Source organism: Nostoc sp. NMS7, from assembly GCF_017115085.1.
Lineage (GTDB): Bacteria > Cyanobacteriota > Cyanobacteriia > Cyanobacteriales > Nostocaceae > Nostoc.
Genome location: NZ_JABXKJ010000073.1, coordinates 1 through 22,347, shown reverse-complemented (window position 1 = coordinate 22,347; position 22,347 = coordinate 1). Strand labels below are relative to the sequence as shown.

Annotated in this window: 23 protein-coding genes and 1 pseudogene; 8 read left to right on the top strand and 16 right to left on the bottom strand. The window is 43.6% G+C overall.

All coding sequences use genetic code 11. The annotated features are described in order from the left end of the window. The first annotated feature begins 30 nt into the window (after nt 1–30). Nucleotides 31–1,146 (top strand): DNA-processing protein DprA, encoded by a 1,116-nt coding sequence (gene dprA, locus HWQ38_RS06760; RefSeq protein WP_292791430.1) that lies wholly within the window; start codon nt 31–33, stop codon nt 1,144–1,146. A 77-nt stretch (nt 1,147–1,223) separates the two neighbouring features. On the opposite strand, the gene HWQ38_RS06755 is transcribed toward dprA, so the two are convergent. The 5 genes from HWQ38_RS06755 to HWQ38_RS06735 form a co-directional block, all read right to left on the bottom strand. After that, entirely contained in the window at nt 1,224–2,774 is a 1,551-nt protein-coding gene (locus tag HWQ38_RS06755) for a serine hydrolase (RefSeq protein ID WP_292791427.1), read from the bottom strand. Between the two features lie 174 nt (nt 2,775–2,948). Further along, nucleotides 2,949–3,689, bottom strand: coding sequence for an RNA methyltransferase (locus HWQ38_RS06750; protein WP_292791424.1), 741 nt, complete (start codon nt 3,687–3,689; stop codon nt 2,949–2,951). A gap of 145 nt (nt 3,690–3,834) precedes the next feature. After that, nucleotides 3,835–4,230, bottom strand: a complete 396-nt coding sequence (locus HWQ38_RS06745) for an HNH endonuclease signature motif containing protein (protein ID WP_292791421.1) — start codon at nt 4,228–4,230, stop codon at nt 3,835–3,837. Nucleotides 4,231–4,232: 2 nt separating this feature from the next. Next, the gene (locus tag HWQ38_RS06740) at nt 4,233–4,574 is read right to left on the bottom strand and encodes a hypothetical protein (protein ID WP_292791419.1); all 342 of its coding nucleotides are present in this window, start codon (nt 4,572–4,574) and stop codon (nt 4,233–4,235) included. A 360-nt stretch (nt 4,575–4,934) separates the two neighbouring features. Continuing rightward, nucleotides 4,935–5,162 (bottom strand): hypothetical protein, encoded by a 228-nt coding sequence (locus HWQ38_RS06735; protein WP_292791416.1) that lies wholly within the window; start codon nt 5,160–5,162, stop codon nt 4,935–4,937. Here HWQ38_RS06735 and HWQ38_RS06730 point away from each other — a divergent pair. Further along, entirely contained in the window at nt 5,153–5,317 is a 165-nt protein-coding gene (locus tag HWQ38_RS06730; protein ID WP_292791414.1) for a hypothetical protein, read from the top strand. The two genes, HWQ38_RS06735 and HWQ38_RS06730, sit on opposite strands and share 10 nt — an antisense overlap. A 44-nt stretch (nt 5,318–5,361) precedes the next feature. Here HWQ38_RS06730 and HWQ38_RS06725 read toward each other — a convergent pair whose 3' ends face one another. The 7 genes from HWQ38_RS06725 to HWQ38_RS06700 all read right to left on the bottom strand — a co-directional run bounded on the left by HWQ38_RS06725 (nt 5,362) and on the right by HWQ38_RS06700 (nt 13,268). Further along, entirely contained in the window at nt 5,362–6,054 is a 693-nt protein-coding gene (locus HWQ38_RS06725) for a DUF3800 domain-containing protein (RefSeq protein WP_292791412.1), read from the bottom strand. 469 nt (nt 6,055–6,523) lie between these two features. Then, complete coding sequence (locus tag HWQ38_RS40360; protein WP_366933246.1) at nt 6,524–6,730, bottom strand: hypothetical protein; 207 nt, start codon at nt 6,728–6,730, stop codon at nt 6,524–6,526. An 18-nt stretch (nt 6,731–6,748) separates the two neighbouring features. Further along, entirely contained in the window at nt 6,749–7,072 is a 324-nt protein-coding gene (locus tag HWQ38_RS40355) for a hypothetical protein (RefSeq protein WP_366933245.1), read from the bottom strand. A 14-nt stretch (nt 7,073–7,086) separates the two neighbouring features. Continuing rightward, nucleotides 7,087–9,879, bottom strand: coding sequence for a preprotein translocase subunit SecA (secA, locus tag HWQ38_RS06715; RefSeq protein WP_292791410.1), 2,793 nt, complete (start codon nt 9,877–9,879; stop codon nt 7,087–7,089). 320 nt (nt 9,880–10,199) lie between these two features. Continuing rightward, nucleotides 10,200–10,787, bottom strand: a complete 588-nt coding sequence (locus tag HWQ38_RS06710; protein ID WP_292791407.1) for a cytochrome C — start codon at nt 10,785–10,787, stop codon at nt 10,200–10,202. Nucleotides 10,788–11,164: 377 nt separating this feature from the next. Further along, complete coding sequence (locus HWQ38_RS06705) at nt 11,165–12,073, bottom strand: MoxR family ATPase (RefSeq protein WP_292791404.1); 909 nt, start codon at nt 12,071–12,073, stop codon at nt 11,165–11,167. A 109-nt stretch (nt 12,074–12,182) separates the two neighbouring features. Next, nucleotides 12,183–13,268, bottom strand: a complete 1,086-nt coding sequence (locus HWQ38_RS06700) for a bifunctional riboflavin kinase/FAD synthetase (protein ID WP_292791401.1) — start codon at nt 13,266–13,268, stop codon at nt 12,183–12,185. A 112-nt stretch (nt 13,269–13,380) separates the two neighbouring features. On the opposite strand from HWQ38_RS06700, the gene HWQ38_RS06695 reads away from it, so the two are divergent. Then, nucleotides 13,381–13,533, top strand: coding sequence for a hypothetical protein (locus HWQ38_RS06695; protein WP_292791398.1), 153 nt, complete (start codon nt 13,381–13,383; stop codon nt 13,531–13,533). A 254-nt stretch (nt 13,534–13,787) separates the two neighbouring features. Here the strand turns inward: HWQ38_RS06695 and HWQ38_RS06690 are convergent, their stop codons facing one another. Both HWQ38_RS06690 and surE read right to left on the bottom strand, forming a co-directional pair. After that, nucleotides 13,788–14,684: an MBL fold metallo-hydrolase gene (locus HWQ38_RS06690; protein WP_292791395.1), complete on the bottom strand. Its 897-nt coding sequence runs from the start codon at nt 14,682–14,684 to the stop codon at nt 13,788–13,790. 287 nt (nt 14,685–14,971) lie between these two features. Continuing rightward, nucleotides 14,972–15,769 (bottom strand): 5'/3'-nucleotidase SurE, encoded by a 798-nt coding sequence (surE, locus tag HWQ38_RS06685; protein WP_292791476.1) that lies wholly within the window; start codon nt 15,767–15,769, stop codon nt 14,972–14,974. Between the two features lie 322 nt (nt 15,770–16,091). On the opposite strand from surE, the gene pheS reads away from it, so the two are divergent. The 5 genes from pheS (at nt 16,092) to HWQ38_RS06660 (ending at nt 20,000) form a co-directional block, all read left to right on the top strand. Next, nucleotides 16,092–17,084: a phenylalanine--tRNA ligase subunit alpha gene (pheS, locus tag HWQ38_RS06680; protein WP_292791392.1), complete on the top strand. Its 993-nt coding sequence runs from the start codon at nt 16,092–16,094 to the stop codon at nt 17,082–17,084. 105 nt (nt 17,085–17,189) lie between these two features. Further along, nucleotides 17,190–17,390 (top strand): hypothetical protein, encoded by a 201-nt coding sequence (locus tag HWQ38_RS06675; RefSeq protein ID WP_292791478.1) that lies wholly within the window; start codon nt 17,190–17,192, stop codon nt 17,388–17,390. Further along, nucleotides 17,387–17,578: a hypothetical protein gene (locus HWQ38_RS06670; RefSeq protein WP_292791388.1), complete on the top strand. Its 192-nt coding sequence runs from the start codon at nt 17,387–17,389 to the stop codon at nt 17,576–17,578. Before HWQ38_RS06675 ends, HWQ38_RS06670 begins: the two co-directional genes overlap by 4 nt. 276 nt (nt 17,579–17,854) lie before the next feature. Further along, nucleotides 17,855–18,193, top strand: a complete 339-nt coding sequence (locus HWQ38_RS06665) for a DUF4926 domain-containing protein (RefSeq protein WP_292791385.1) — start codon at nt 17,855–17,857, stop codon at nt 18,191–18,193. Nucleotides 18,194–18,599: 406 nt separating this feature from the next. Beyond that, entirely contained in the window at nt 18,600–20,000 is a 1,401-nt protein-coding gene (locus HWQ38_RS06660) for a GIY-YIG nuclease family protein (protein WP_292791382.1), read from the top strand. 120 nt (nt 20,001–20,120) lie between these two features. Here HWQ38_RS06660 and HWQ38_RS06655 read toward each other — a convergent pair whose 3' ends face one another. Together HWQ38_RS06655 and HWQ38_RS40350 are read right to left on the bottom strand one after the other, a co-directional pair. Beyond that, on the bottom strand, nt 20,121–22,010 hold the full coding sequence (locus HWQ38_RS06655; RefSeq protein ID WP_292791379.1) for a S9 family peptidase: 1,890 nt from the start codon (nt 22,008–22,010) through the stop codon (nt 20,121–20,123). A gap of 197 nt (nt 22,011–22,207) precedes the next feature. Beyond that, nucleotides 22,208–22,347, bottom strand: a pseudogene (locus tag HWQ38_RS40350) (hypothetical protein); the annotation flags it as partial.

Here is a 22,347-nt window from a genome sequence, read left to right as displayed (position 1 = left end):
ACTCAATCCAGTAGGCGTGAGGATAGAACCGTGGTAGAAGAAGGTGCATATTGGCTAGCTTGGGCGCAAATTTCTGGAATTGGCCCGGTATTACTGCGACGGCTGCAACAGCATTTTGGGACGCTGGCAACGGCTTGGAACGCTACCAAGGTACAGTTAGGAGAGGTGGAGGGTTTTGGTTTTCAGACACTAGAAAAAGTAGTACAACAGCGATCGCGCCTACACCCAGAAGAACTATTCACCAAGCACCAGCAGGAAAACTCCCATTTCTGGACACCAGCAGATACTGATTATCCCCGCTTACTGCTGGAAACTCCGAGTCCACCGCCAATTTTATACTATCGCGGTGAAGTCGAACTCCAAGAAAATCTCGGACAAAAACCGATGGTTGGGATTGTTGGAACCCGCCAACCCTCAGAATATGGTATCCGTTGGACTCGCCAAATTAGTACAGCTTTGGCTAAAAATGGCTTTACAGTTGTTTCTGGCATGGCAGAGGGAATTGACACAGAAAGCCACATCGCCGCCATAAAAGCAGGTGGACGCACGATCGCAGTTTTGGGGACTGGTGTAGATGTCATTTATCCACATAAAAATCGGGATTTGTACAAGCAAATTTTGACGGCGGGGTTAGTCGTGAGTGAGTACCCTACAAAAACCCCACCCGATCGCACTCACTTTCCCCGTCGCAACCGGATTATTGCCGGATTAAGCCGCGCCATCCTGGTAATGGAAGCGCCGTTAAAATCTGGTGCTTTAATTACAGCTACCTACGCAAATGAATTTGGTAGAGATGTCTATGCATTACCTGGAAGACTGGACGATCATCCATCTCAAGGGTGCTTAAAGTTACTGAGTCAAGGAGCTTCTTTCATCCTCAAGGAACTAGACGAACTGTTAACCATGCTAGGAGCAATACCACAAATTGATGGAGTCGAGGCTTCCACAGCACCAAAACAGTTAATGCCAACTTTATCGCCAGAATTGCAAACAGTAATGAATGCGTTTTCTTGTGATGCTTTACCCTTCGATTTGATTGTCCAACAAACCGGCATGGCTGCTGGCTTAGTTTCCGGTGCCTTGTTACAGTTGGAACTTATGGATTTAGTTTCGCAACTGCCAGGAATGCGATATCAAAAAAGTTAACTAAAACCTGAGTAGGAAATAGATCATTAATTTCTGAAAATGTCTAATGCAAAAATGTAAAATTCAAAAATCCCAAATTATCTTGGGGGGTAATATTGCGGATTCATAACTGGAGATTGATAACCATTGGCGGGTACAGTTCCTCCCATACTGTTGGGTGCAGAATTCACAACAGGGGGCTGATAACCACTCATGGGTACAGTGCCTGTCGTACCGTTGGGTGCAGGATTCACAACTGGGGGCTGATAACCATTTGCGGGGATAGTGCTTGGTGTAACAGCATTTTGGCTAAATTCTTGGTAGGCAGCACGAGAAATTGAGCTAATCAGTTTTTCGGCGCGGGGGTCGTTATTAGGGCGTTGTACCATCACAGATGCTATGTAGCGCTTGCCAGTTGGAACAACAATTAAACCTGTATCTGCCAACATTGTGCCAATATCGCCCGTTTTGTGGTATACTCTTGCGCCTGTTCCCAAACCTGATGGTAGCAAAGTGTCTTTTTGGGTGCGACGCAAAATATCTAGCATAAGATCGCGTGATGGCATACTCACTAAATTTCCCTGACTCACAATCGCCATCAAATTCCCCAATTCCTTCGGACTAGTGGTGTTTGTCCCTTGCAAATCTGGGAGTTGATTACGAATTGTTGTATTTGTCAATCCCCAAGTGCGGAAACGTTGGTTTAAAGCATCCATTCCTCCTAATCGCGCAATCAACATATTTGTCGCTGTGTTGTCGCTGATTGTAATCATTTTTGTGGCGACTTCCAGAGCGGCGTATTGGGTTCCGGCTGGTTTGTATTGCAGAGTTCCCGAACCGCCAGCTATGATATCCTGTTGCATGGTCAGCATTTCATCCAGGTGAATTTTCCCGGCATCCACATCCTGGAAAAAGGCAATTAGAACCGGCAGTTTAATTGTGCTAGCCGCCGGAAAACTGGCGGAGCCATTGACATCTACATAATTACCAGTATCTAAATCTACTAAGAAAACTCCGGGTGTAAGATTTGGGTTGGTATTCGCCAAATTTTGCACGGCATTTTTCAAAGGGATAATTTCCTGGGATAGGTAGAGGCTGGAAACTCCGCCTGGGGGAGTTTGGGTAGGCTGTGGCTGCGATCGCACCACATTACTATTAGATTGGGGCGCAGAAGTTGTGATAATCCGATTAGCCGGGTCTAATACTGATAACACCGTGCCCACAATTGCACCCATCCCAACACCCACAATCAATAACCGCACAATATACAAGATGGTTTTGGCCATTGGCTTTAACCGCGTCTTCCGCGATGAACGCCGGCCTGTTTTTGGCTTTTCCATCCGTACTGATTTGACCATCACAGCACCTGGTCGGAAAGGAGGAATTTTTCCTTTGACACTAGGTATTGGTTTTACTGCCGATGGCATGACTAAGCCTGATTTTACCCTACGTGTAGCACCAGGGATTGTCTGAGGACTGATTTGATTTTTTGGGCGTGTTAGCGCCGCTTGTCGTCCATTGGCACCTTGCTGCTGGCTCTTAGCTTTAACTTTCTTTTGTGCCACTTTTTGAACTTTTTGTGGACGTTGGCGGCGATTTAAGGGTTGACGCCGCGAGAAAGCTGTTAGTTCGTCACTTGACTCTGACACAGTTACTCCTTGTGACCCACTTGACTGTTTTCTTGCAGACTCCTGACCCAAAACTTAATCTTTAAGCAATATTAATACTCAAATTCTACTTTGCCACTAAGTAGCATTTTTGTGTTCAGTTTAAGCCATATTAATTATTTTAGGGGCATGATTGCGTATATATTAAACGAATAATTACAAGTTTTCACCATCCCTCTGGTTTTTAAGCGCCCATTCTACCTGCTGCAAAATCCCTCGTAGCATCGCTACTTCCCCTGTTTTCAGGTGAGCGCGATTATACATCTGGCGAAATTTTTCCATGCGACTAGCTGCCGTATGCGGATATACATAACCAATTTTCAATAATAGTGATTCTAAATGCTGGTAGTATGCTTCCACAACATCTATTGGTGCAAGTTCAGTTTGGGGTAAGGTCTGAGTTTGAGGTTGTTCTGTACATTGTGACAATTCATAACAGCAGATTGCCACAGCAGTAGCCAAATTTAGGATTAGATAATCTTGACTTGTGGGAATGCAAACAAACCTCTGTGCATAATTTAATTCTTCATTGCTTAATCCCCGGTCTTCTCTGCCAAAAATTAGTGCTGTGGGTTTTTCTGGTTCCTCCAGTAACCAGGGTAGTGCAGTGCGGGGGTTTTCTAAGGGTGTTTGCAAACTCCGAAAGCGTCCGGTGGTAGCGATCGCTCTGACACATCCATGCAATGCTTCTGGTAAAGTTGCCACTAATACCGCAGATTCTAAAATATCCTGACCATGAACAGCCATCATCAAAGCTTCCGATGATAGCGGATCGCATTGGGGATTTACTAATACTAAATTATATAGCCCGAAATTTTTCATTACCCTGGCGATCGCGCCGATATTTATCGGCCCGGCTGGTTCTACCAACACAATTCTTAATCCAGCCAAGCCCATTTTTTGCCTCCTGCGATCGCACCAAATGATATTTTTAGGCTAATTCTCAGCGTTGTATGTTCTGCTGAAAGTTTCCTTCACATCATTGTAACGAGAGTAAGTAAATGCCCACGGCAGTTCTGAACAGTGACTTACACTTCTTTATTCAGCGCAATCTCCGCCGTTCAGCTAGTCGTTCGTCGCTATTTATTTGTAGTAATCTAATTGTTGTACGTCCTGGAGGCGTTAATCCTAGCAGCTCGAGTTCTGAAAAGGTGAAGTGTTCACCCCATTTTTGGGTGCGTGGGTTGAACAGAAAACTAAAAGCCTCTGTTTCTGGATCAAACGATCCTAAGTCAGTGCCTTTGTGACGGTTACACCGCCAGCAGGTAAGTGCTAAATTATCAACATTCGTTGCACCGCCGTGCTTTTGGGCAATAACATGATCGATTTCATGGGGGAAAAAGGTAACTGCTGCGGGTAACTGACAATACTCACATCTGTAATTTGCGCGTTCTTCTACCAGTCGGCGAAGATTAACCGGAATATAGGTTCCACTCACGGTTAACTGGTCAAATAAGATAAGTTACCTGCTTTAATCATCACAACTAAGTGTTCAATACGTTCATACTCATCTAGTTCTTTCAATTCCGTGGGTGTGAGTTCACCGGCGTTACTGCGTGTTAACAAGGTACGCAACCGTTCTTGCATTTCGGGGGTGGGTTTAAATTCAGCAATTTGTTCAGGAGTGGGGTTGCTGGCCAGAAAATCCAGGATATATCGGTAAACTTGTGCTGGTACAGCTGGTTGTTGGAGGCTCAGAGCAAGTAATTCAGGTAAGCGATCGCCTACTTGTGCTAGTTTTTTAGATAGTTCTTCTGATACTTCCAGGGTGATTTTCGGCATGGTGCGCTTTCCTGAAGTGTGACCTTTTCCCCATTGTAAACTTGACAAGACTGGCAGAGTGAACTACCCCGCCGTCAGACAGATGTAGCTCTTCCAATTCATCGGCAATAGCCTCCAGTACTCTGTAGTTCTAATCGTAATCTCCTACGGCAGTATTAAAAGCTTCTTGAATATTCATTTTTTAATTTTTAATAAAGGTAGAAGTAGAAACACGCCCTTGCATTCCAGATTGTGGATTTGATAAAAAAATCGACTTAGCCCAATTCTTGGTATTTGAGAAGAACGAAGAATATCCAACTTTTCAAGGGAATGATCTTCATTTTCTCATCCTAGCTAAAACCATACGACTGATTCGGGTATTTACCATTCATTGGTGTCAACCTGCTCACAGTCCTGTTCAATTGCTTCGCGGATTAACTGTATGTCATCTGTTGGTATTGAACCTGCAAAACGTAGTAGTTGCTGACCTGGAACACCTTGAATTGTTGAACCTGCCAAGGCGCGTGCAAATTCAAGCACTTGCAACTGCAAGTCTTGGGGCATAACTTTCAGTTGCTCAATCACCTGATCAAGGATAGATGTATCCATTTTTCTCTCCTGTCCAGCGTCCTAAACTTATTCTAGTTGGGCTAGGATTAGGTATAGCTTTACGGTTTAACAGTTTAGATAAACTACTTTACTTTGCGATCGCACCACAGACAACCCCAAAACTACGCCAAGTAGAAGCGATCGTATCTGTTTAGCTTCAGAAAGTTGCATTGGAGTGTGGTGTTAGACAAATATAATTTTATTGCTGTATGTGTAATCCATGAACTATACCGCCTTCAGAATCAAATCTAGACTGAATAATAGAGAAAAATCTACTATCTCCCTTTTCAAAATGTCTGAAAACTGCGTAAGCGAGTATATCAGCAAGTTGAATTAGTCTCGAAGCTTTTGAGTCTAAAAATAAAGGTACTTCAGAAAAGTTTCTGATAACACCCCAACTGTATCCAATAGTTCTAAAGTCAGTTGCTAAAGATTGAATTGTTGTCTCGTAAGTGGATTTGTCAAAAATTATGATGCCTCTCTGTGTATTATCATTTTTGTGCTGCCTGATCAAATACCTATCAAACCTACTAGCCAGTTGTTCAAATGCAACTTCAACAGGGTCTTTTGGTGATACTACAGCCTTCTTAATCACACTTGCGAAGAGTCGGTTACTTGGGTGTGACTGTAGGAAAACCTGCAAAATATCTTCAATAGCTTTCTCTCTATCACTCTTACGATAGCTCCTCCACTTTCCTCTACCACTCAGCATTGGACTACCGTGCAATTCAACTGATACTGGATCATCGGGATCAAATCTAGCAGCAATTTGGTCAAGCTGATCAGAAATCCAGTATCCTTGACGCTCAAATACACAAAATCCAGCCAGTACAAAATATTGTTGGTTTGAGTCGTGCCTTGTGCCAGACTCATCTGCATACAGCAAATACATGGCTGTTCTATATTTTTAGACAATAAAAATCAGTCAAGGGAAGACCTAGCTTCCGCGATCTGAAAAGGTCAGACCTCTTGACTGCTATTCATATTATATCAGCTATTTTATAGGCTAGCTTGTCTCTGCTTGCCTAGTTATTAAAGCGCACCACAGACAACCCCAAAACTACGCCAAGTATAAGCGATCGCATTTTGTTAAATTTCAGAAAATTGTGTCATTTTTGCGTAGACGCGTAGCGGCTCGTTGTCAGACATCGGTTTTCAACTAACTTGGTCATAAAACAAGCATAAAAAGTACTTTTTTTATGCTTGCAAAGCACTAGCAATCGAATTTAGACACACTGTGACAGAATCAACGCACAAATTCCATATTTTGATATTTGCCTGAAGTGAATTTACCAGAAGCAGGCAGACGAGCGCACTAGTAAAATTGCGTAAGCTTTTAATACTTAATGTAGAGCGATCGCTTACAATATACTCAGATAAATTTGCTCAGAATTCATCGGTAAAATCCGCAACTTCCGATTTTTCAGGTCTGGTTCTAACCCTAAAACTTCCATTGGCGTTACACCTAAAAGGGGATATGGTACTTCTGTGAGTTCCAAACAATCAAAAGTTCCTTGACGCTCTGCAATACTAAGTTCAACATCTCGGAAAATTCGCCTCTGCTGCACTCCAGCAGCAGTCTCTACCTAGGCTTCTCCACCTTGGACTAAACCTAGTTGACTAATAATCCTAGCAGGTAAACACAGCAAAGTTGCGATCGTATCAACTAAAACATCATTCAGAGTATAAGAGCGAACTTCCTCCGAAGAAATAAAGCCTCGCTGTGCCAAAACTTGATCAATTCGATTTGTGACAGTGAGTGTAACTATTACTTGCCCCATTTGCTTACCCTGAAGATTTGGCAGTACCAGCTTACCCATTTCAGTAAACTCCTGAAAACAAAATATTTTTGAGAGATGCCTTAAAACACAAAGACGCAAAAACGCCTCTGCGCCTCTGCGTCTCTGCATGAGATATTCGCTACTTACACCATCTCAGACGAAGCCTGCATCATTTGCTGCGGCTGGGGCTGGAACATGAACAACGAGTAGACTACATCTCGGCGAATGTTAACCATCATATCCAAGAAGAGTTCGTAACCCTCGCTCTTATACTCAATCAACGGATCTTTTTGCCCATAACCACGCAATCCTACCGATTCGCGCAAGGCATCCATTTGTTGCAGGTGTTCCCGCCACAGAGTATCAATGCGTTGCAAGATAAAAAAGCGTTCAGCTTGGCGCATCAGTCCGGGTTGAACTTGGTCAATCTGCGCTTCTTTGAGGTCGTAAGCAATTCGCACCTGTTCATGGAGGAAGGCTTTAATCTCGCTGACAGACATATCCTCTAATTGATTTGGCTGCAAATCCGCTAAGAGATAGACGAATTCTTTGACTTTCTCAACCAACTTTTCTAACTCCCACTCTTCCGAGGGCAAGTCTACGTTGATGTAGTAGTCAACGATGTCATCCATCGTTTTTTCAGCGTACTTGATTACCTGTTCTTTCAAATCTTGACCTTCTAAAACTCGGCGGCGTTCGGCATAAATAGCACGACGTTGATTATTCATCACCTCGTCATACTCAAACACCTGCTTCCGAATGTCGTAGTAGTAGGTTTCAACTTTTTTCTGTGCGCCTTCCAAACTGCGGGTAAGCATCCCAGATTCGATGGGCATATCTTCTTCCACTTGGAAAGCATTCATTAACCCAGCAACCCGCTCACCACCAAAAATCCGCAGTAAATTATCCTCTAAACTTAGGAAAAATCTCGTTGTTCCAGGGTCGCCTTGCCTTCCTGCACGTCCGCGCAACTGGTTGTCAATCCGCCGCGATTCATGGCGTTCTGTACCAATTACGTGCAAACCACCGATTTCCACTACTTCATTGTGTTCGCGGGTAGTAAATTGTTCGTATTCCTGCTTAATGCGGTTGTAAGCTGACCGCAATTTCTGAATCACGGGGTCGTCGATGGGAGCTTTTTCTGCGGCGATCGCTACCTTGTCTTCTGCTTCCAATTCCGGTAAACTGCGATCGCCATATTCACGTACCGCAATATCTACTGCTTCTTTAAGTAGTTTCTCCGTTTCTTTTGTCAACTGGGTAGGGAAAATCTCTGGTGAAGCCCGCCAAGTTTTGACTTTTTTACCAGGGGCAAAACCTTGACCACTGCCGTGTCCTGTTGGTAATCCGGCTGCTCTTTGAACGCCAAAGCTGTCTTCTGACTCTGGCATGACGATTCGGGGCATGAAGTATTCCCGCAGCTTCAGACGCGCCATATATTCGGAGTTACCACCCAAGATTATATCAGTACCTCTACCAGCCATGTTAGTAGCAATGGTAACAGCACCTTTGCGTCCGGCTTGGGCGACTATTTCCGCCTCACGCTCCACGTTTTCCGGTCGGGCGTTGAGTAATTCGTGGGGAATCTCCAGCTGCTTCAGCAGTCGGCTGAGAAGTTCGGATTTTTCTACACTAGTGGTTCCTACTAATACAGGTCTGCCGAGTTCGTGCATTTCGGCACATTCTTTAGCGATCGCACCCCACTTACCTGCTTCTGTCTTAAAGACCATATCAGACAAGTCTTCGCGTCTTCTGGATTGATTCGTGGGAATTACCGCGACTTCCAGTTTGTAAATTTTTTCAAATTCTGGTTCTTCCGTTTTTGCCGTTCCGGTCATTCCACCGAGTTTTGGATACAGCAAAAACATATTTTGATAAGTAATTGTCGCTAGAGTTTGAGTTTCTGGCTGAATTTCTTCATGTTCTTTAGCTTCAATAGCCTGGTGTAATCCATCACTCCAACGCCGTCCGGGTAGCACCCGACCGGTAAATTCATCCACAATTACCACTTCCCCATCGCGGACGATGTAATTTACGTCCTTGAGAAAAAGTTCTTTGGCTTTAATCGCATTGAAAACAAAGTGCGCCCAAGGATCTTCTGGGTCAAATAAATCTGTGACTCCTAAAAGATTTTCCGATTCAGCAAAGCCTTCATCTGTCAATAGCACGTTACGAGCTTTTTCATCCACATCGTAATGCTCGTCTTTTTTGAGTGTGAATGCAATTTCAGCCGCTTGCAGATACTTTTCTGTAGGTCTTTCCACCTGCCCAGAAATAATCAGTGGTGTCCGCGCTTCATCAATTAAAATCGAGTCTACCTCGTCAATCACACAATAATTGAATGGGCGTTGCACCACATCTGCCATTGATGTCGCCATGTTATCGCGCAGGTAGTCAAACCCGATCTCACTGTTGGTGACATAGGTAATATCGCAGTCGTAATTTTTCTGGCGTTCGCTGGGATTCATGCTTGCCTGGATTAGCCCCACACTCAGCCCCAAGAATCGATGCACCTGTCCCATCCATTCCGCATCCCGACGAGCCAAGTAATCGTTCACGGTGATGACGTGTACACCTTTACCAGTGAGGGCATTCAGATAACTCGGTAAAGTGGCGACCAATGTTTTACCCTCGCCGGTTTTCATTTCGGCAATTTGCCCTATATGCAAAATGATCCCACCAAGGAGTTGTACATCAAAGTGCCGCAAGCCTAAAACTCGTCGTCCTGCTTCCCGGACAACGGCGTAAGCTTCTGGCAATAGGTCATCGAGAGTTTCGCCTTTGGCAACCCGTTGTTTAAATTCGGCGGTTTTACCTTTTAACTCATCATCGGAAAGAACTTTAATGTCTTCCTCTAAAAGGTTAATTTCAGTAACAGAAGGTTGGTATTTTTTAAGCTTACGAGCGTTGGGGTCGCCCAACAAAAGTTTTAGCATGGCAGATTATAGAACTGAATCAAGGGGGATGGGAATTAAAGGTTCAGCATTGATTATAAACATTTAACCCAGCCCAACCGTTTCGGTCGTGGATGGGTGTGAAATGAGAATTACCTCAAAAACAGGAGAAAAACGAGCCAATCAGTTTCTTAAATGATTGGTTTTAACTCTTATCTTATATTTACTCTTTCTTCATAGTATCATTTTGCCCCCAGATGAGGCCGGAGAAGGAGTGGGAGAATAGAGTGAGGAATTATGAGTTAAGAGTTTTGAGTTAAGAGTTATGAATTTTTAACTCCTAACTTCTCACTCCTAAGTCTTCACTTCCACTCTGCTGTCAGGCGGCGGAAATTGTAATCACTAGCACTGGGATGACAGCCGACACAGCTGCCAAGCTGGACGGGACGTGGTAACTTAACTCCTGGATGCAAAGCTTTGAAATAACGCGAGTTGTTGAGACGATAGGGTGTTTCTTCGTCGTTTAGCTGGACACGGGAAAAAGTCGAAAGATATTTCCACACTAAGATGCGCTGCGGATCGACTAAAGGCTTTAGTTGTGCGCCGTAGTGCTGAGAGTCTTCCAAAAGATCTTTCCAAGTTTGGGTGGGCAAAACGGCTGGTGGTAAGCCGATGTGGCATGTGGAGCAGTTTTCTAAATACAGTTCTTGCCCCAGTTGGTACTGTGCAGGTACTACGTCAACAGTGCCAATTTCGGCGGAGGGAGTGGCACTTTGAGCGTTAGTTGCTAAGGCTAGAAGCCAGCCCATAGCTAGGCTCCATGTTACAATTACCAAAAGTAAACCGAAAAATTGGCGTTTGAATTCATATTCGGCGCTTTGCTGTAGCCCTTGGCGTTGGCGTAGCCCGCCGTAGGCATCGCGGGTTTTGCGCTTAACAAAAATTGACATTCCTCACATTCCCAAATATTCAGAAGTGGCGCTTGTGCTAATCATAAGACTTACGCAGTATTGGCAGTGTTTGGTGATTTGGCGTAAGTACTTTTGGCAAGCAACGCATCTTTGATATCCACAACAGTAATATAAATGTCTATTCAGCGCACCACTGACTATACTAGGACTTACGCAAAACTACACAGCGTAGGGGCAATTCATGAATTGCGCGTACTGTAAAATCTGGGTTTGGGCTATTGTTTGCGTAAGTCCTGTATCCAAGGAAAAATATCTTGGCAATTTTAACCTGACTCACTAGAAAAATCAGCTAAAATATCTCGGATTTCGCAATTAGGTCAAAACTTGGAATCAACTGTTGTCTATCTTTTGTTACCTTAAGGAATAGAAACCGATCGCAATAATCGCTCAACAACAGTTCTAGCATTGCGTCCTCCTCTAGGAATCAGGCGATGGCAAAGAACGTGAGGGACGAGAAATTTCACATCATCGGGAATAGCATAATCACGCCCTAAGAGAAAAGCTAGCGCTTTGGCAGCCCGTTGTAATGCTAATGTGCCACGCGGACTGATGCCAAGGGTGATTTCCTCATCTTGCCGTGTTGCCCGCACCAATTCGAGGATGTACTGTTGCAAGGAAGTTGCCACTTTTACTTGAGAGCAGAGGTAACGTAATTCCTGTACTTCTGCCAAGGTAATACAAGGCTGCAAATCAGCAACTTTCACACCATTTTGGAGATTTTGCAGCATCTGGAGTTCTTCTGCCTCGGAAGGATAGCCCAAACTCAGCGACAACATAAACCGATCCATTTGCGCTTCTGGCAGAGGAAAAGTACCTTGGTACTCGATAGGGTTTTGAGTGGCAATCACAAAGAAGGGCTGGGGAACTGCACGAGAGACACCATCGACTGTCACCTGATGTTCTTCCATAACTTCCAGTAAAGCTGACTGAGTGCGGGGTGTAGCGCGGTTAATTTCGTCAGTTAACAGCACATTAGCAAAGACTGGCCCAGGAAGAAAAGTAAATTCGCCGCTTTTTGGGTTCCAAATGTTGGTGCCAGTAATGTCAGTTGGCAGTAAATCAGGGGTACATTGTAGCCGTTGAAACTTGCCATCCACTGAACGAGCTAGAGATTTAGCGAGCAAGGTTTTACCAACACCAGGGACATCTTCTAGGAGGGCATGACCACCACCTAGCAGGGCGACTAGCACTAAGCGTATTGCCTCAGTTTTGCCAACGATGGTAAGAGCTAGATTTTGTGTTAAAGCGTCAATTTTTTCTCTCATGCGGTGCCGGGAGTGGGGAGTAGCGAGTAGGGATTGGGGACTGGATTCTTCCCAATGCCCAATTTGCCTAAATATATTGTTCCCACTTAGAACTCCTAACTCTTAACTCCTAACTTTTATTTTGCGCTCCAGCACTCAAAACTTCTCTAGCAACAACGCAGTCAAGTTGAATTTGTGTTTTCAGAGCTTCTAGAGAAGGAAATTTTTGTTCAGGGCGCAAAAATTTAACTAGCTGCACAAGTAGTTTTTTGCCATACAAATCCCCAGACCAATCGAATAAATGTACTTCGGCAGATGAATAAGTACCGTTTACAGTTGGACGATTACCGATATTCATTACGCCCAAGCTCTCACTTGAAGTAGCATCTGATGTTTCACTGAGAGTGAAAACGCGGACAGCGTAAACTCCTTGGCGGGGCAAAAACTTTTCTTTTGGTAGTTGGAGGTTGGCGGTGGGAAAGCCAATCGTTCTGCCCAGTTGTTGACCTTGAACGACAACACCAAGGAGAGTGTAGGGGCGTCCTAGTAGGAGATTTGCGTTTTCGATGTCGCCGGACTCAAGGGTTTGGCGGATTAATGAAGTGCTAATGCGGGCATGCTGAGGCGGAGGAGTATTGAGGCAACTGCTTTCGGTGGGCAAGTTACCTGTATAAGTTTGTAAGGGAACGATCGCAACCGGGATATTGTACTTGGCGGCGATTAATTGCAAATCTTTAGCAGTACCCCTGCGCTTTTCGCCAAAACAAAAATCCTGCCCGATGCTAATTCGCTGGCATCGCAGTTGTTGCACAAGAATTTTTTCGACGAATTCTTCGGGGGTCAAGGCAGATAGTTCTTTGTCAAAGGATAGTAGTACTAGTTGTTCTACCCCAAGCGATCGCAATTGTTGGACTTTTTCATCCAGTGGCGTTAACAAACTCCGGGGTTGCCCCGTAAAAAACTCGTGTGGATGGGGGTCAAAGGTGACAACTGTTGAATAGATATATTCTCTATTTGTTAGTTGTTGATTTTCGTTTGACTGCGGACTACTAGCTACTGACAAGTGACTACCAGCGTGCAAGACTGGTTGAATTACCCTTTGATGACCAAGATGAACACCATCAAACTTGCCAAGGGCAACAGCAGTCGGCGTTAGCAGCTCTTCGCTTGAAGAAGCAACCCACACAGAACACCCATTTTGAGACAAATTTCGCACGTGGATTCTGAGAGTTTAGGTTTATTTTAGCTATCAGCAGAAAGCTACCTGATGGTAAACCGCTTTCAGGAGAACAGCTTTTATAGATGGTCTGAACTTTCACCAACTGCCCATGAGGTCTTGTGCAATCAGCCAGGGTGTTGATGACACCCTTTTAGCTATCAGCCAAAAGCCTAACCCACGGGAAGTTTCCCAAGATGATATCTTGGGCATCAGCTTGACAAGCTTTTTGCTAAGTCCAGATAACCCCAAATACCAGAGCTAAAAAGCTCTAGTTCAGTGTTAAGACTGCAACGAGGTTTTACCCTTCGATCAGCCGCAAGAGAGGGCATCTGTGGGTGTCTGGGCTGTGTTGGTGAATCTATAAAGTATGTCCTCCTGTTGTCGCCCTGAACCTGTGGTCGGCGTGACAACTCTGGGCAGGGCTGTCTCACCGTGCAGCCAACAGGTACGCTCTCGTGCTGAAAGCTTCTGATCACCAATCTAATCTAAAATCTCCAATTACTGCGATCGCAATCTTTAGACAGAAGACTTTCTAACAGGAAAAGATTCTGATAACGAAACTGAGGTGGGAACCTCAAGTACCATTCCTTCCCGTGCCATAATCGCCCCAGGAAATTTCGCAGCTGCTTGTACCCCGACACGATCTAAAAAGTCGTCATCGTGTGCGGGGTCGTGGTGGTAAATCACTAGAGTTTTGACATTAGCAGCTTGCGCCACCTTTACAGCTTCTTGCCAAGTAGAATGTCCCCAGCCAATTTTCGGGGATGTTGGGGAGTGGTATTCTTCGTCAGTGTAGGTAGAATCGTAAATCAGAATGTCGGCATTACGAGCTAGCCACAGCACATTCTCATCGAGTCGGTCGGGAAAATGTTCGGTATCAGTTATATAAGTAGCAGCGCCTCCACGCCAGTTGACGCGGTATCCTACGGCTTCACCTGGATGATTTAAAGGTGCTGTTTCCAGGGTAAGGTCATCAATGTGTATTGGTTGCCCCGGTCGAATGTCGTAGAAATTTAAATTGGCTTGCATAATCTGCAAGGGTACGGGAAAGTTGGGGTGCAACATTTGGTCATTCAGGCGCTGTTCTATGGTAGAACCATCAGGTGCGATCGCGCCGTAAATATGAAAGTCATTCCCCTTCACAAACCCTGGAGTAAAGAAGGGAAAACCCTGCATGTGATCCCAGTGAGAGTGGGTAAAAAATATATGAGCTTCTAACGGCATTTGGCGCAACAAAGATTGCCCCAAAACGTGTAGTCCCGTGCCAGCATCGAAAATTAAGCGTTTATCGCCCGCTTGCATTGATATGCAAGGGGTATTACCGCCGTAACGAACGGTGTCTGGCCCTGGACTGGGGATGCTGCCGCGCACGCCCCAAAATTGTACGGTAAATTGGTTCTCTATCCTAGACATGGGTGTTGCTTGCTGGACTGAGCGGGCGATAAGAGGAAAAATTATGACTTATTTTGTCTAAGTTTATGCTGTCTCACCGATTTAGTAAGAGGGAGGATTTCTTGGTAAAACAGCATATCCTGTTTCTGGCTGATTGTGTAAATGTGGATGAGATACTCTCAGGGAGAATTTTCCAGTTTTTGGGGTCGATGTGTATCGTTTATTTCAAGAGTGTCCCTACGTTATAGCCTACATTTTTCTGTGATGCATTCAAATAACCCCAATTTTGTGTTGAGAAATCAAATGATTCACGGAAAATTGAATTCCCAGTCAGACAATTTATCTAGTCCATCTGCGTAGGTTAGATTGTATTGTAACGGCGTTATACTGATGTAGTTTTTACGTATAACGTCTACGTCTGTAGGTACATTTTGAGGCAGATTTAATCCGGTTAGGGGTTCTACATCCTCAATTACCTCTCCGGTTAACCAGTAGTACGTTTTTCCACGAGGATCAACTCGTTTATCAAACACATCAATGTAATGCCGCATTCCTTGACGGGTGAGAGTAACTCCAGCAATTTCTTCCCATTTGAGGGCAGGAATATTGACGTTGAGCAACATTAAACCTGGCAGAGGTTTTTGGGCTAACTGATCTACGAGAATTTTGGCAAACTTAGCAGCAGGTTTAAAGTCTTTAGATGTGTGACTACTAAGACTCAGCGCTACACTGGGAATGCCTTCAATTAGACCTTCCATTGCCGCAGAAACAGTGCCGGAATACAAAATTTCAGTTCCCAAGTTCGCACCTTGATTAATGCCAGAGAGAACCAAATCGGGGGGAGTCGAGAGCAAAGCCCACAGCGCCAATTTGACGCAATCTGAAGGCGTACCATCGCAAGCCCAAGCTTTGACAGCCGGATGAAAAATCTCTTCAACAATTTCGGCGCGAATTGGTTGGTGTAAAGTTAACCCATGTCCAGTTGCCGATCGCTCGCGATCTGGGCAAACTACACTCACATCATGACCTGCCTCTGCCAAGTAGTTGGCTAGGGTACGAATCCCCAAGGCAGAAATGCCGTCATCGTTGCTAATTAGTAATTTCATAGTCATTGATCGTTGGTCATTAGTTATTTGTTATTTGTTATTAGGCATTTGTCAATGTCGCAGGTCACAAACAGGAAAAAAACATATATACTCACTAGTACCGCAACGCGGAATTCAAAATTCAAACAGATATACAGCGTAAGCGTTTTATTGATTTTGAATCGGTGTTTATTTCTGCGGTGCTGTACTAGTACAGCACAGAGGAAGTTTGCCTATCTTTGAGGTATGTTAATGGCATAGCTATAAGTTTATTTATCGAGCAGTTCACAGCTTTTGACTATAAACTAATGACTAATGACTAATGACCAATGACTAATAACTAATGACTAGCAATTTAGAAGCTCAACTTTTAGCACTGCGGCAGTCAGGAGAAAAAGCGATCGCAGCCGCCGACACCCTAGAACGTCTGGAAGAACTCAGAGTTAACTATCTGGGTAAGAAAGGCGAACTGGGGGCACTGTTGCGAAGTATGGGGAGCCTTAGCGCAGAGGAACGACCGATAATTGGTGCGATCGCCAATACAGTCAAAGAATCCCTGCAAACTAGTCTAGATCAGCAACGCACCGCCCTGGAATCTGCACAAATTCAAGCTTTGCTAGAGGCGGAAACTCTGGATGTAAGTATGCCAGGAATTTACAGCCCCCAAGGTCGGATTCATCCCCTCAATGGTATTATCGACCGGGCGCTGGATATTTTTGTTGGTATGGGTTATACCGTGGCTCAAGGGCCAGAGATGGAAACAGATTACTATAATTTCGAGGCTCTCAATACCCCCCCTGACCACCCCGCCCGTGATATGCAGGATACCTTCTACCTGCCAGACGGTAATCTTCTCCGCACTCATACCTCATCAGTACAAATTCGTTACATGGAAAGAGAAGAACCACCGATTCGGGTTGTGGCTCCAGGGCGAGTTTATCGGCGAGATAATGTAGACGCGACTCACTCAGCAGTTTTCCATCAAATAGAACTTTTAGCCATTGATGAGGGACTAACTTTTACAGACCTCAAAGGCACAATTAAGGTATTTTTACAAGCAATATTTGGCGATTTACCAATTCGCTTCCGCGCCAGTTATTTCCCGTTTACCGAACCCTCGGCTGAAGTGGATTTGCAGTGGAATGGGCGTTGGCTGGAGGTGATGGGCTGCGGTATGGTCGATCCAAATGTACTTAAGTCTGTGGGTTATGACCCAGAAATTTATACAGGGTTTGCTGCCGGTTTTGGTGTAGAACGCTTTGCAATGGTGTTACATCAAATCGATGATATTCGTCGCTTGTATGCTAGCGATTTGCGGTTTTTGCAACAATTTTAGGGAAGCGATCGCTTGAAATAATCAGCCAACATTGAATCGAAAAGCGATTTAACTTCGCTCACGCGAACTTTTATATGAAGTAAGCTTCGATGATTTGACCAAACATTGAAAACTGAATATGAGGTAAAATTGCAACCAACAATAGAACAATTGCGAAGCTTTTACCAAATGTCGGTGAGGATGAGCAATTTACTTCGACCAATTAACTTAGTGCGGATGGACGAAAGGACAAAACGTCTAGTGATGTTGGTGGGAGAGACAATAGAAATAGAAATTTATCCCAATGGAGAGGTAGTTACCAAATGACACAACCCAACTTTGTGGATATGACTGATGCCGAGTTACGAGTTTACGTGTTGCAAAATCCTAACAGCACTGAAGCGTTTCACGCATACGTTGATCGCTTGCACGCAGCCAATCCAAATCCACAGCTAATGTCGATAGAAGAGGCTGAAGCTGAATTGGAAAGGAGGGTCAAGCAAGGTCAAAGATAGCAGTAAGCATCCTGAAGATTTTTTCAGGATGCTTTGCTTATCATTTACGAATCCAAAACTTTTCTTCTCAGCCTCTCTGCCAAAAGTTCAAATCTACCACCTAAGTATTTGGCGAGAAAGTTTTTTGCGTAGGTGTAGCCCGTCGTAGACATCGCTTCTACCATTTTCGCAGAATTACAGCTAACTGTAGAGCAAGTACTTAATGCTGGAGAAAGTAATGCGGGTAAGGAAGACAGATGAAGTTATTTGAGAAGTGCGAGATCAAGGAGTAAACTCATGAAGGTACAGCACCCCCTATTCTCCCAAGTTGCGTTAGCACAAGACTTACCAGAATATAACCTGAAGCGAGGGAATGTTGCAACAATTGTGGAACATTATCCCATGCCTGAAGGGGAAGAAGACGGGTATAGTTTGGAAGGGTTTGATCTGCCCCATGTAACGATCGAAGTACCAGCATCTCAAATTATCCCCATTGCCCAGTGGCAGCAAGAAGAAATGATTTTAGCCAAGTTACGCCAGCTATCAGCGAGGCTGTTGCAATTACAAGACTATCTCGATTTTCTCTTGCAAAAAGATGAGTCTGAGCATCAGAGTAGGTTCAAATCTCCCACCTAAGTATTTGGCGAGAAAGTTTTTTGCGATCGCTTCTACTATTTTCCCAGAATTTCAGCTAACCGCAGAGCAAGTACTCAACGCTGGATAAAGCAATGCGGGTGATGCCATTTCTTAGTTTAAATTTAAAAGGCAGACAGACGCAGCGATTTGAGAGGTGCGATCACGCAGTTTTTTTGCCTGGTAGCGGCTTGTAAATTTTCGAGTGCGTACATGTTGCACAGTGATTCTTACCATACTACCTCTGGCCAACTCAGCGTGGATATAGCCTGATTGACGAGATTAGATTGTGAGGTTGCTGTTGGTGATAAATATCTAAAGATTATGGGAATACTAAACTCTGATGGTGGAAAATTTGACTGCCTGAAGCTGAGGCAGTAATTTAGTCTTTTCAGAAAGGAGAACAAACATGGTTTGTGGTATTTATCAGATTTCAAATACTGTTAATGGTAAATCTTACATTGGACAATCACGGAACATATACAGGAGATGGAAACAAGATACAAGAGGGTTGAATAAGCCAAATGTATTGGAAATTGGAAGTTATCCACTTAGATATGCCTTTTTAAAATATGATCTAAAAGAGGTAGTGACTACACCAGTAAAAACAGGTTTATTTGATTTTAAAGTTATTGAACAATGCACAGAAGATAAACTGATGGAAAGAGAGCGATTCTGGATAAATACTATTGACCCAGAATATAACTGCAATACTTGGACACCTGCCCGAAAGAAAAAGGAAATTGATTCTGAACCTAAATTTTGGGTTCAATACCATAATTATAATGTTCTAGGTTACGTACCTGTTGAAATGATTCTTGATGAATCCCTAATTGAAAAATATGATTATGGCGAAGTTGTGCGTGGTATATCAACTAATAAAAGAGCCGTTTTAAATACAGTAGGCGATACAATTTTTTTGATAGTAGGGATAGGTAACAAACCAAAACAATATTATCTTTGGTCTAAATTTATTTGTGGAGAGACAGTTACAAATAATTATGAAAATAATCATTCTTATGACGCTTTTGGTACTGGTTATTTAATAGATCCGCCTCAACTATTGAATTCAAAACAGTTTAATGAATTCAAAAGATTTTGTGGAAATTTTGGCTTTGGCTTTATGCGGATCAAAGAATCCTCTGAAGCCTGTACTTATTTAACTACGTTAAAAGATATAACAGAAAGCTATGATCCGAAAAATCCAAAGTTAAATTTTTCACAGTATATAAAAGATTTTTATACCCAAGTCACTCGTGTCAATCCTCATGAATATTCTGCTTATCACCAACGAGGTTTTTACAGGCATTTAGCTGTTTCTCTATCCATTGAAGAGGCTCTAGGTTTGTTAATGTGTGAGTACACCACATTAGTAATATTTGACCCAATTAATCATGAACTTAACTACAAAGATAGTACATTATTAGTTCACACATTAAACTTTTCTAATTCAGAAGAAGGTAAAAAATATCTAGACTCTTATGAACTTAACGATCAAACATTTCCTTCTTATGCAATTGTAGGATGGATGGCTGTTGAAAAAATTTTTAAATATGATGAAAAAAGCTTTGCTGCCGATAAAGATTTGCATTTCTTAGGAGAAAGTCTTGTTGACTACAAAAATAGTTGTGGTTATGAAGGAGCTGATGTCTGGGGTATTGCCCTAAAAAAACCTATCTTTTTAAATCCGCCTATTTGTAACGTATTACAGCCAGAGGGTATTAATAACGGTGAACTATGGGGGGCTGAAGATTTGTCACATTTAGAAGCCTTCGATATAGCACTTAAAGCGAAAGTTGAGTATGAATAAGCCAAAAAACAGGGTGTAATATTTTTGTGTTTTGGTACACTGGCTTCTTGGTGTATACGTTTACTAGATTGAAAATATTAAGGTGGTGGGTGAATGACACTAACCACCATGCGTGAAACTTTATTTAACTATTCCTGAATGACCGGGGATATCTGCTAAAGGTTCAAATCTACCGCCTAAATATTTGGCGAGAAACTCTTCGGCGATCGCAAAGAAATGCAAGCGATTTTCTGGTCTGGCAAAACCATGCCCTTCATCTGTGTAAAGTGCATATTGCACTGGCAAACCAGCCTGTTGCATTGCGTTGACAATTTGATCACTTTCTGATTGTTTCACCCGTGGATCGTTTGCACCTTGACCGATGAGTAAAGGTTTTTGAATTTGGTCAGCGAAGAATAAAGGCGATCGCGATTTCAGAAACTCTGATTCTGTCTCCAAGTTACCAACACGGTGATAAAGCATTGCCTTCAATGGTTCCCAATAAGGCGGTATAGTTTCTATCAGCGTTATTAAGTTACTCGGCCCGACAATATCCACACCAGCAGCAAAGATTTCTGGTGTAAAAGTCAATCCCACTAAGGTGGCGTAACCACCATAAGAACCGCCCATAATCGCAATCTTTTGGGGGTCGGAAATACCTTGTTCCACTAGCCAGTTCACGCTGTCAATTAAGTCGTCGTGCATTGTGCCAGCCCATTCGCGATTACCAGCATTCAAAAATGCTTTTCCATAGCCAGTAGAACCGCGAAAGTTCACTTGCAAAACAGCATAACCCCGGTTAGCTAGCCATTGCGTTGTGGGAGAGAAACCCCAAACATCTCGCGCCCAAGGGCCACCATGAACCAGCAGTACTGTTGGTAGATTCTGGGTAGGTATTCCCACAGGGGTTGTTAGGTAACTGTGGATAGTCAAGCCATCCCGCGCTTCATAAGAAATCGGTTGCATTGAAGCTAACTGCAACGCTTCGAGTTTAGGTTGATTGCTAAAGAGGAAGGTGCTGGTTTTTGACTCTCTATTATAGGCATAGTAATAAACTGGCCCATCGTCAGTTCTATAAGCTACTAGCCAGGTTTTATCTTCCAAATCGCGGCTAATTAGAGAGAATTCCCCAGGACTCACCTTGGCGATTTCCTCAAAATCAGCGGCGATAGTGCGATCAATTATCTGCCATTCTTGTTTGTCTTTGTAGAAAGAAACTGCTTGGATAACTCGTGTCAATGGCTGAATGATTATCCCCACGACATCATACTGTTCATCTTCAGCAATGACAGTTTCTTTACGAGTATCTAGGTCAACAGCTAGCAGACGTTTGGCATTAGCATCATGATTGCCTTGAATATAAAGAGTTTTGCCATCAGTGGAGAAGCTAACAGAACCCCCTTCTTCCTCTAGCCCCCAGTGGCGAAGAATTTCCCACTGTTTGTCTGCCGTTTTCTGCAATAACAAATCATAACCACCATCGGGTGTGCTAGCTGTTGCTGCACGTATTTGAAACTGGGCGTCAGATGTCCAACTGATAATATTACCGGGGTTGTCGGTGTCGAACTCCACTGCACCATTTTTTAGGTTGATGCGGTAAACGTCAAACTTTTGGGGGTTGTTCAAGTTCAACGCTACCAGCACTTGATCTGGAAATTTAGGTTCCAGTTCCACAAGTTCGGCTTTTACACCCTGGAATGGGGTTAAGTCACGCACAATCTTGGAGTGAATATTCACCAAATGGAGGTGAAAGTTCTCGTCGCCATCTGAGTCCTGCATATAAATCAACTGGTCGGCGTTATAAGTCCAGAAGAAAATGCGGATACCACGTTTTTTGTCAGCAGTTAGTATTTGGTCGTCTTCTTGTCCGACAGTTCGCAACCAAACTTGCAAGACATTTTTCTCATCGGGGGCGATATATGCCAAGTACTTGCCATCAGGCGAGAGTTGTGGACTGGTTTTTTCGGGATTCCCAAACAGAATTTCGCGCGGAATCAGGGGTGGTAGGGAGGGCACTTGGGCAGATGACATATTTTTATACTCTATTTGACTTCTTTATTGTTACTTAGTGGTAAAAATGACAATTCATCCTATTGGATGAACCTAGCTGGAGAATAAGTAGGGCAGTAGGTAGCAGGGAGAGCAAAGGGAGAGAAAAAAGCTTTATTCTAAGCGTATTGCATCAAAAATGGGGACACAGAGATGCGAAAAATATTTACAATCAGCAATTAATAAAACTTATTCAGGAAACTTTGAACTCCGTCAACGAGTCTTTTAGCTCCGTCAACGAGTCTTTTAGCTCCGTTAACGAGTCTTTGAACTCCGTCAACGAGTCTTTGAACTCCGTCAACGAGTCTTTGAACTCCGT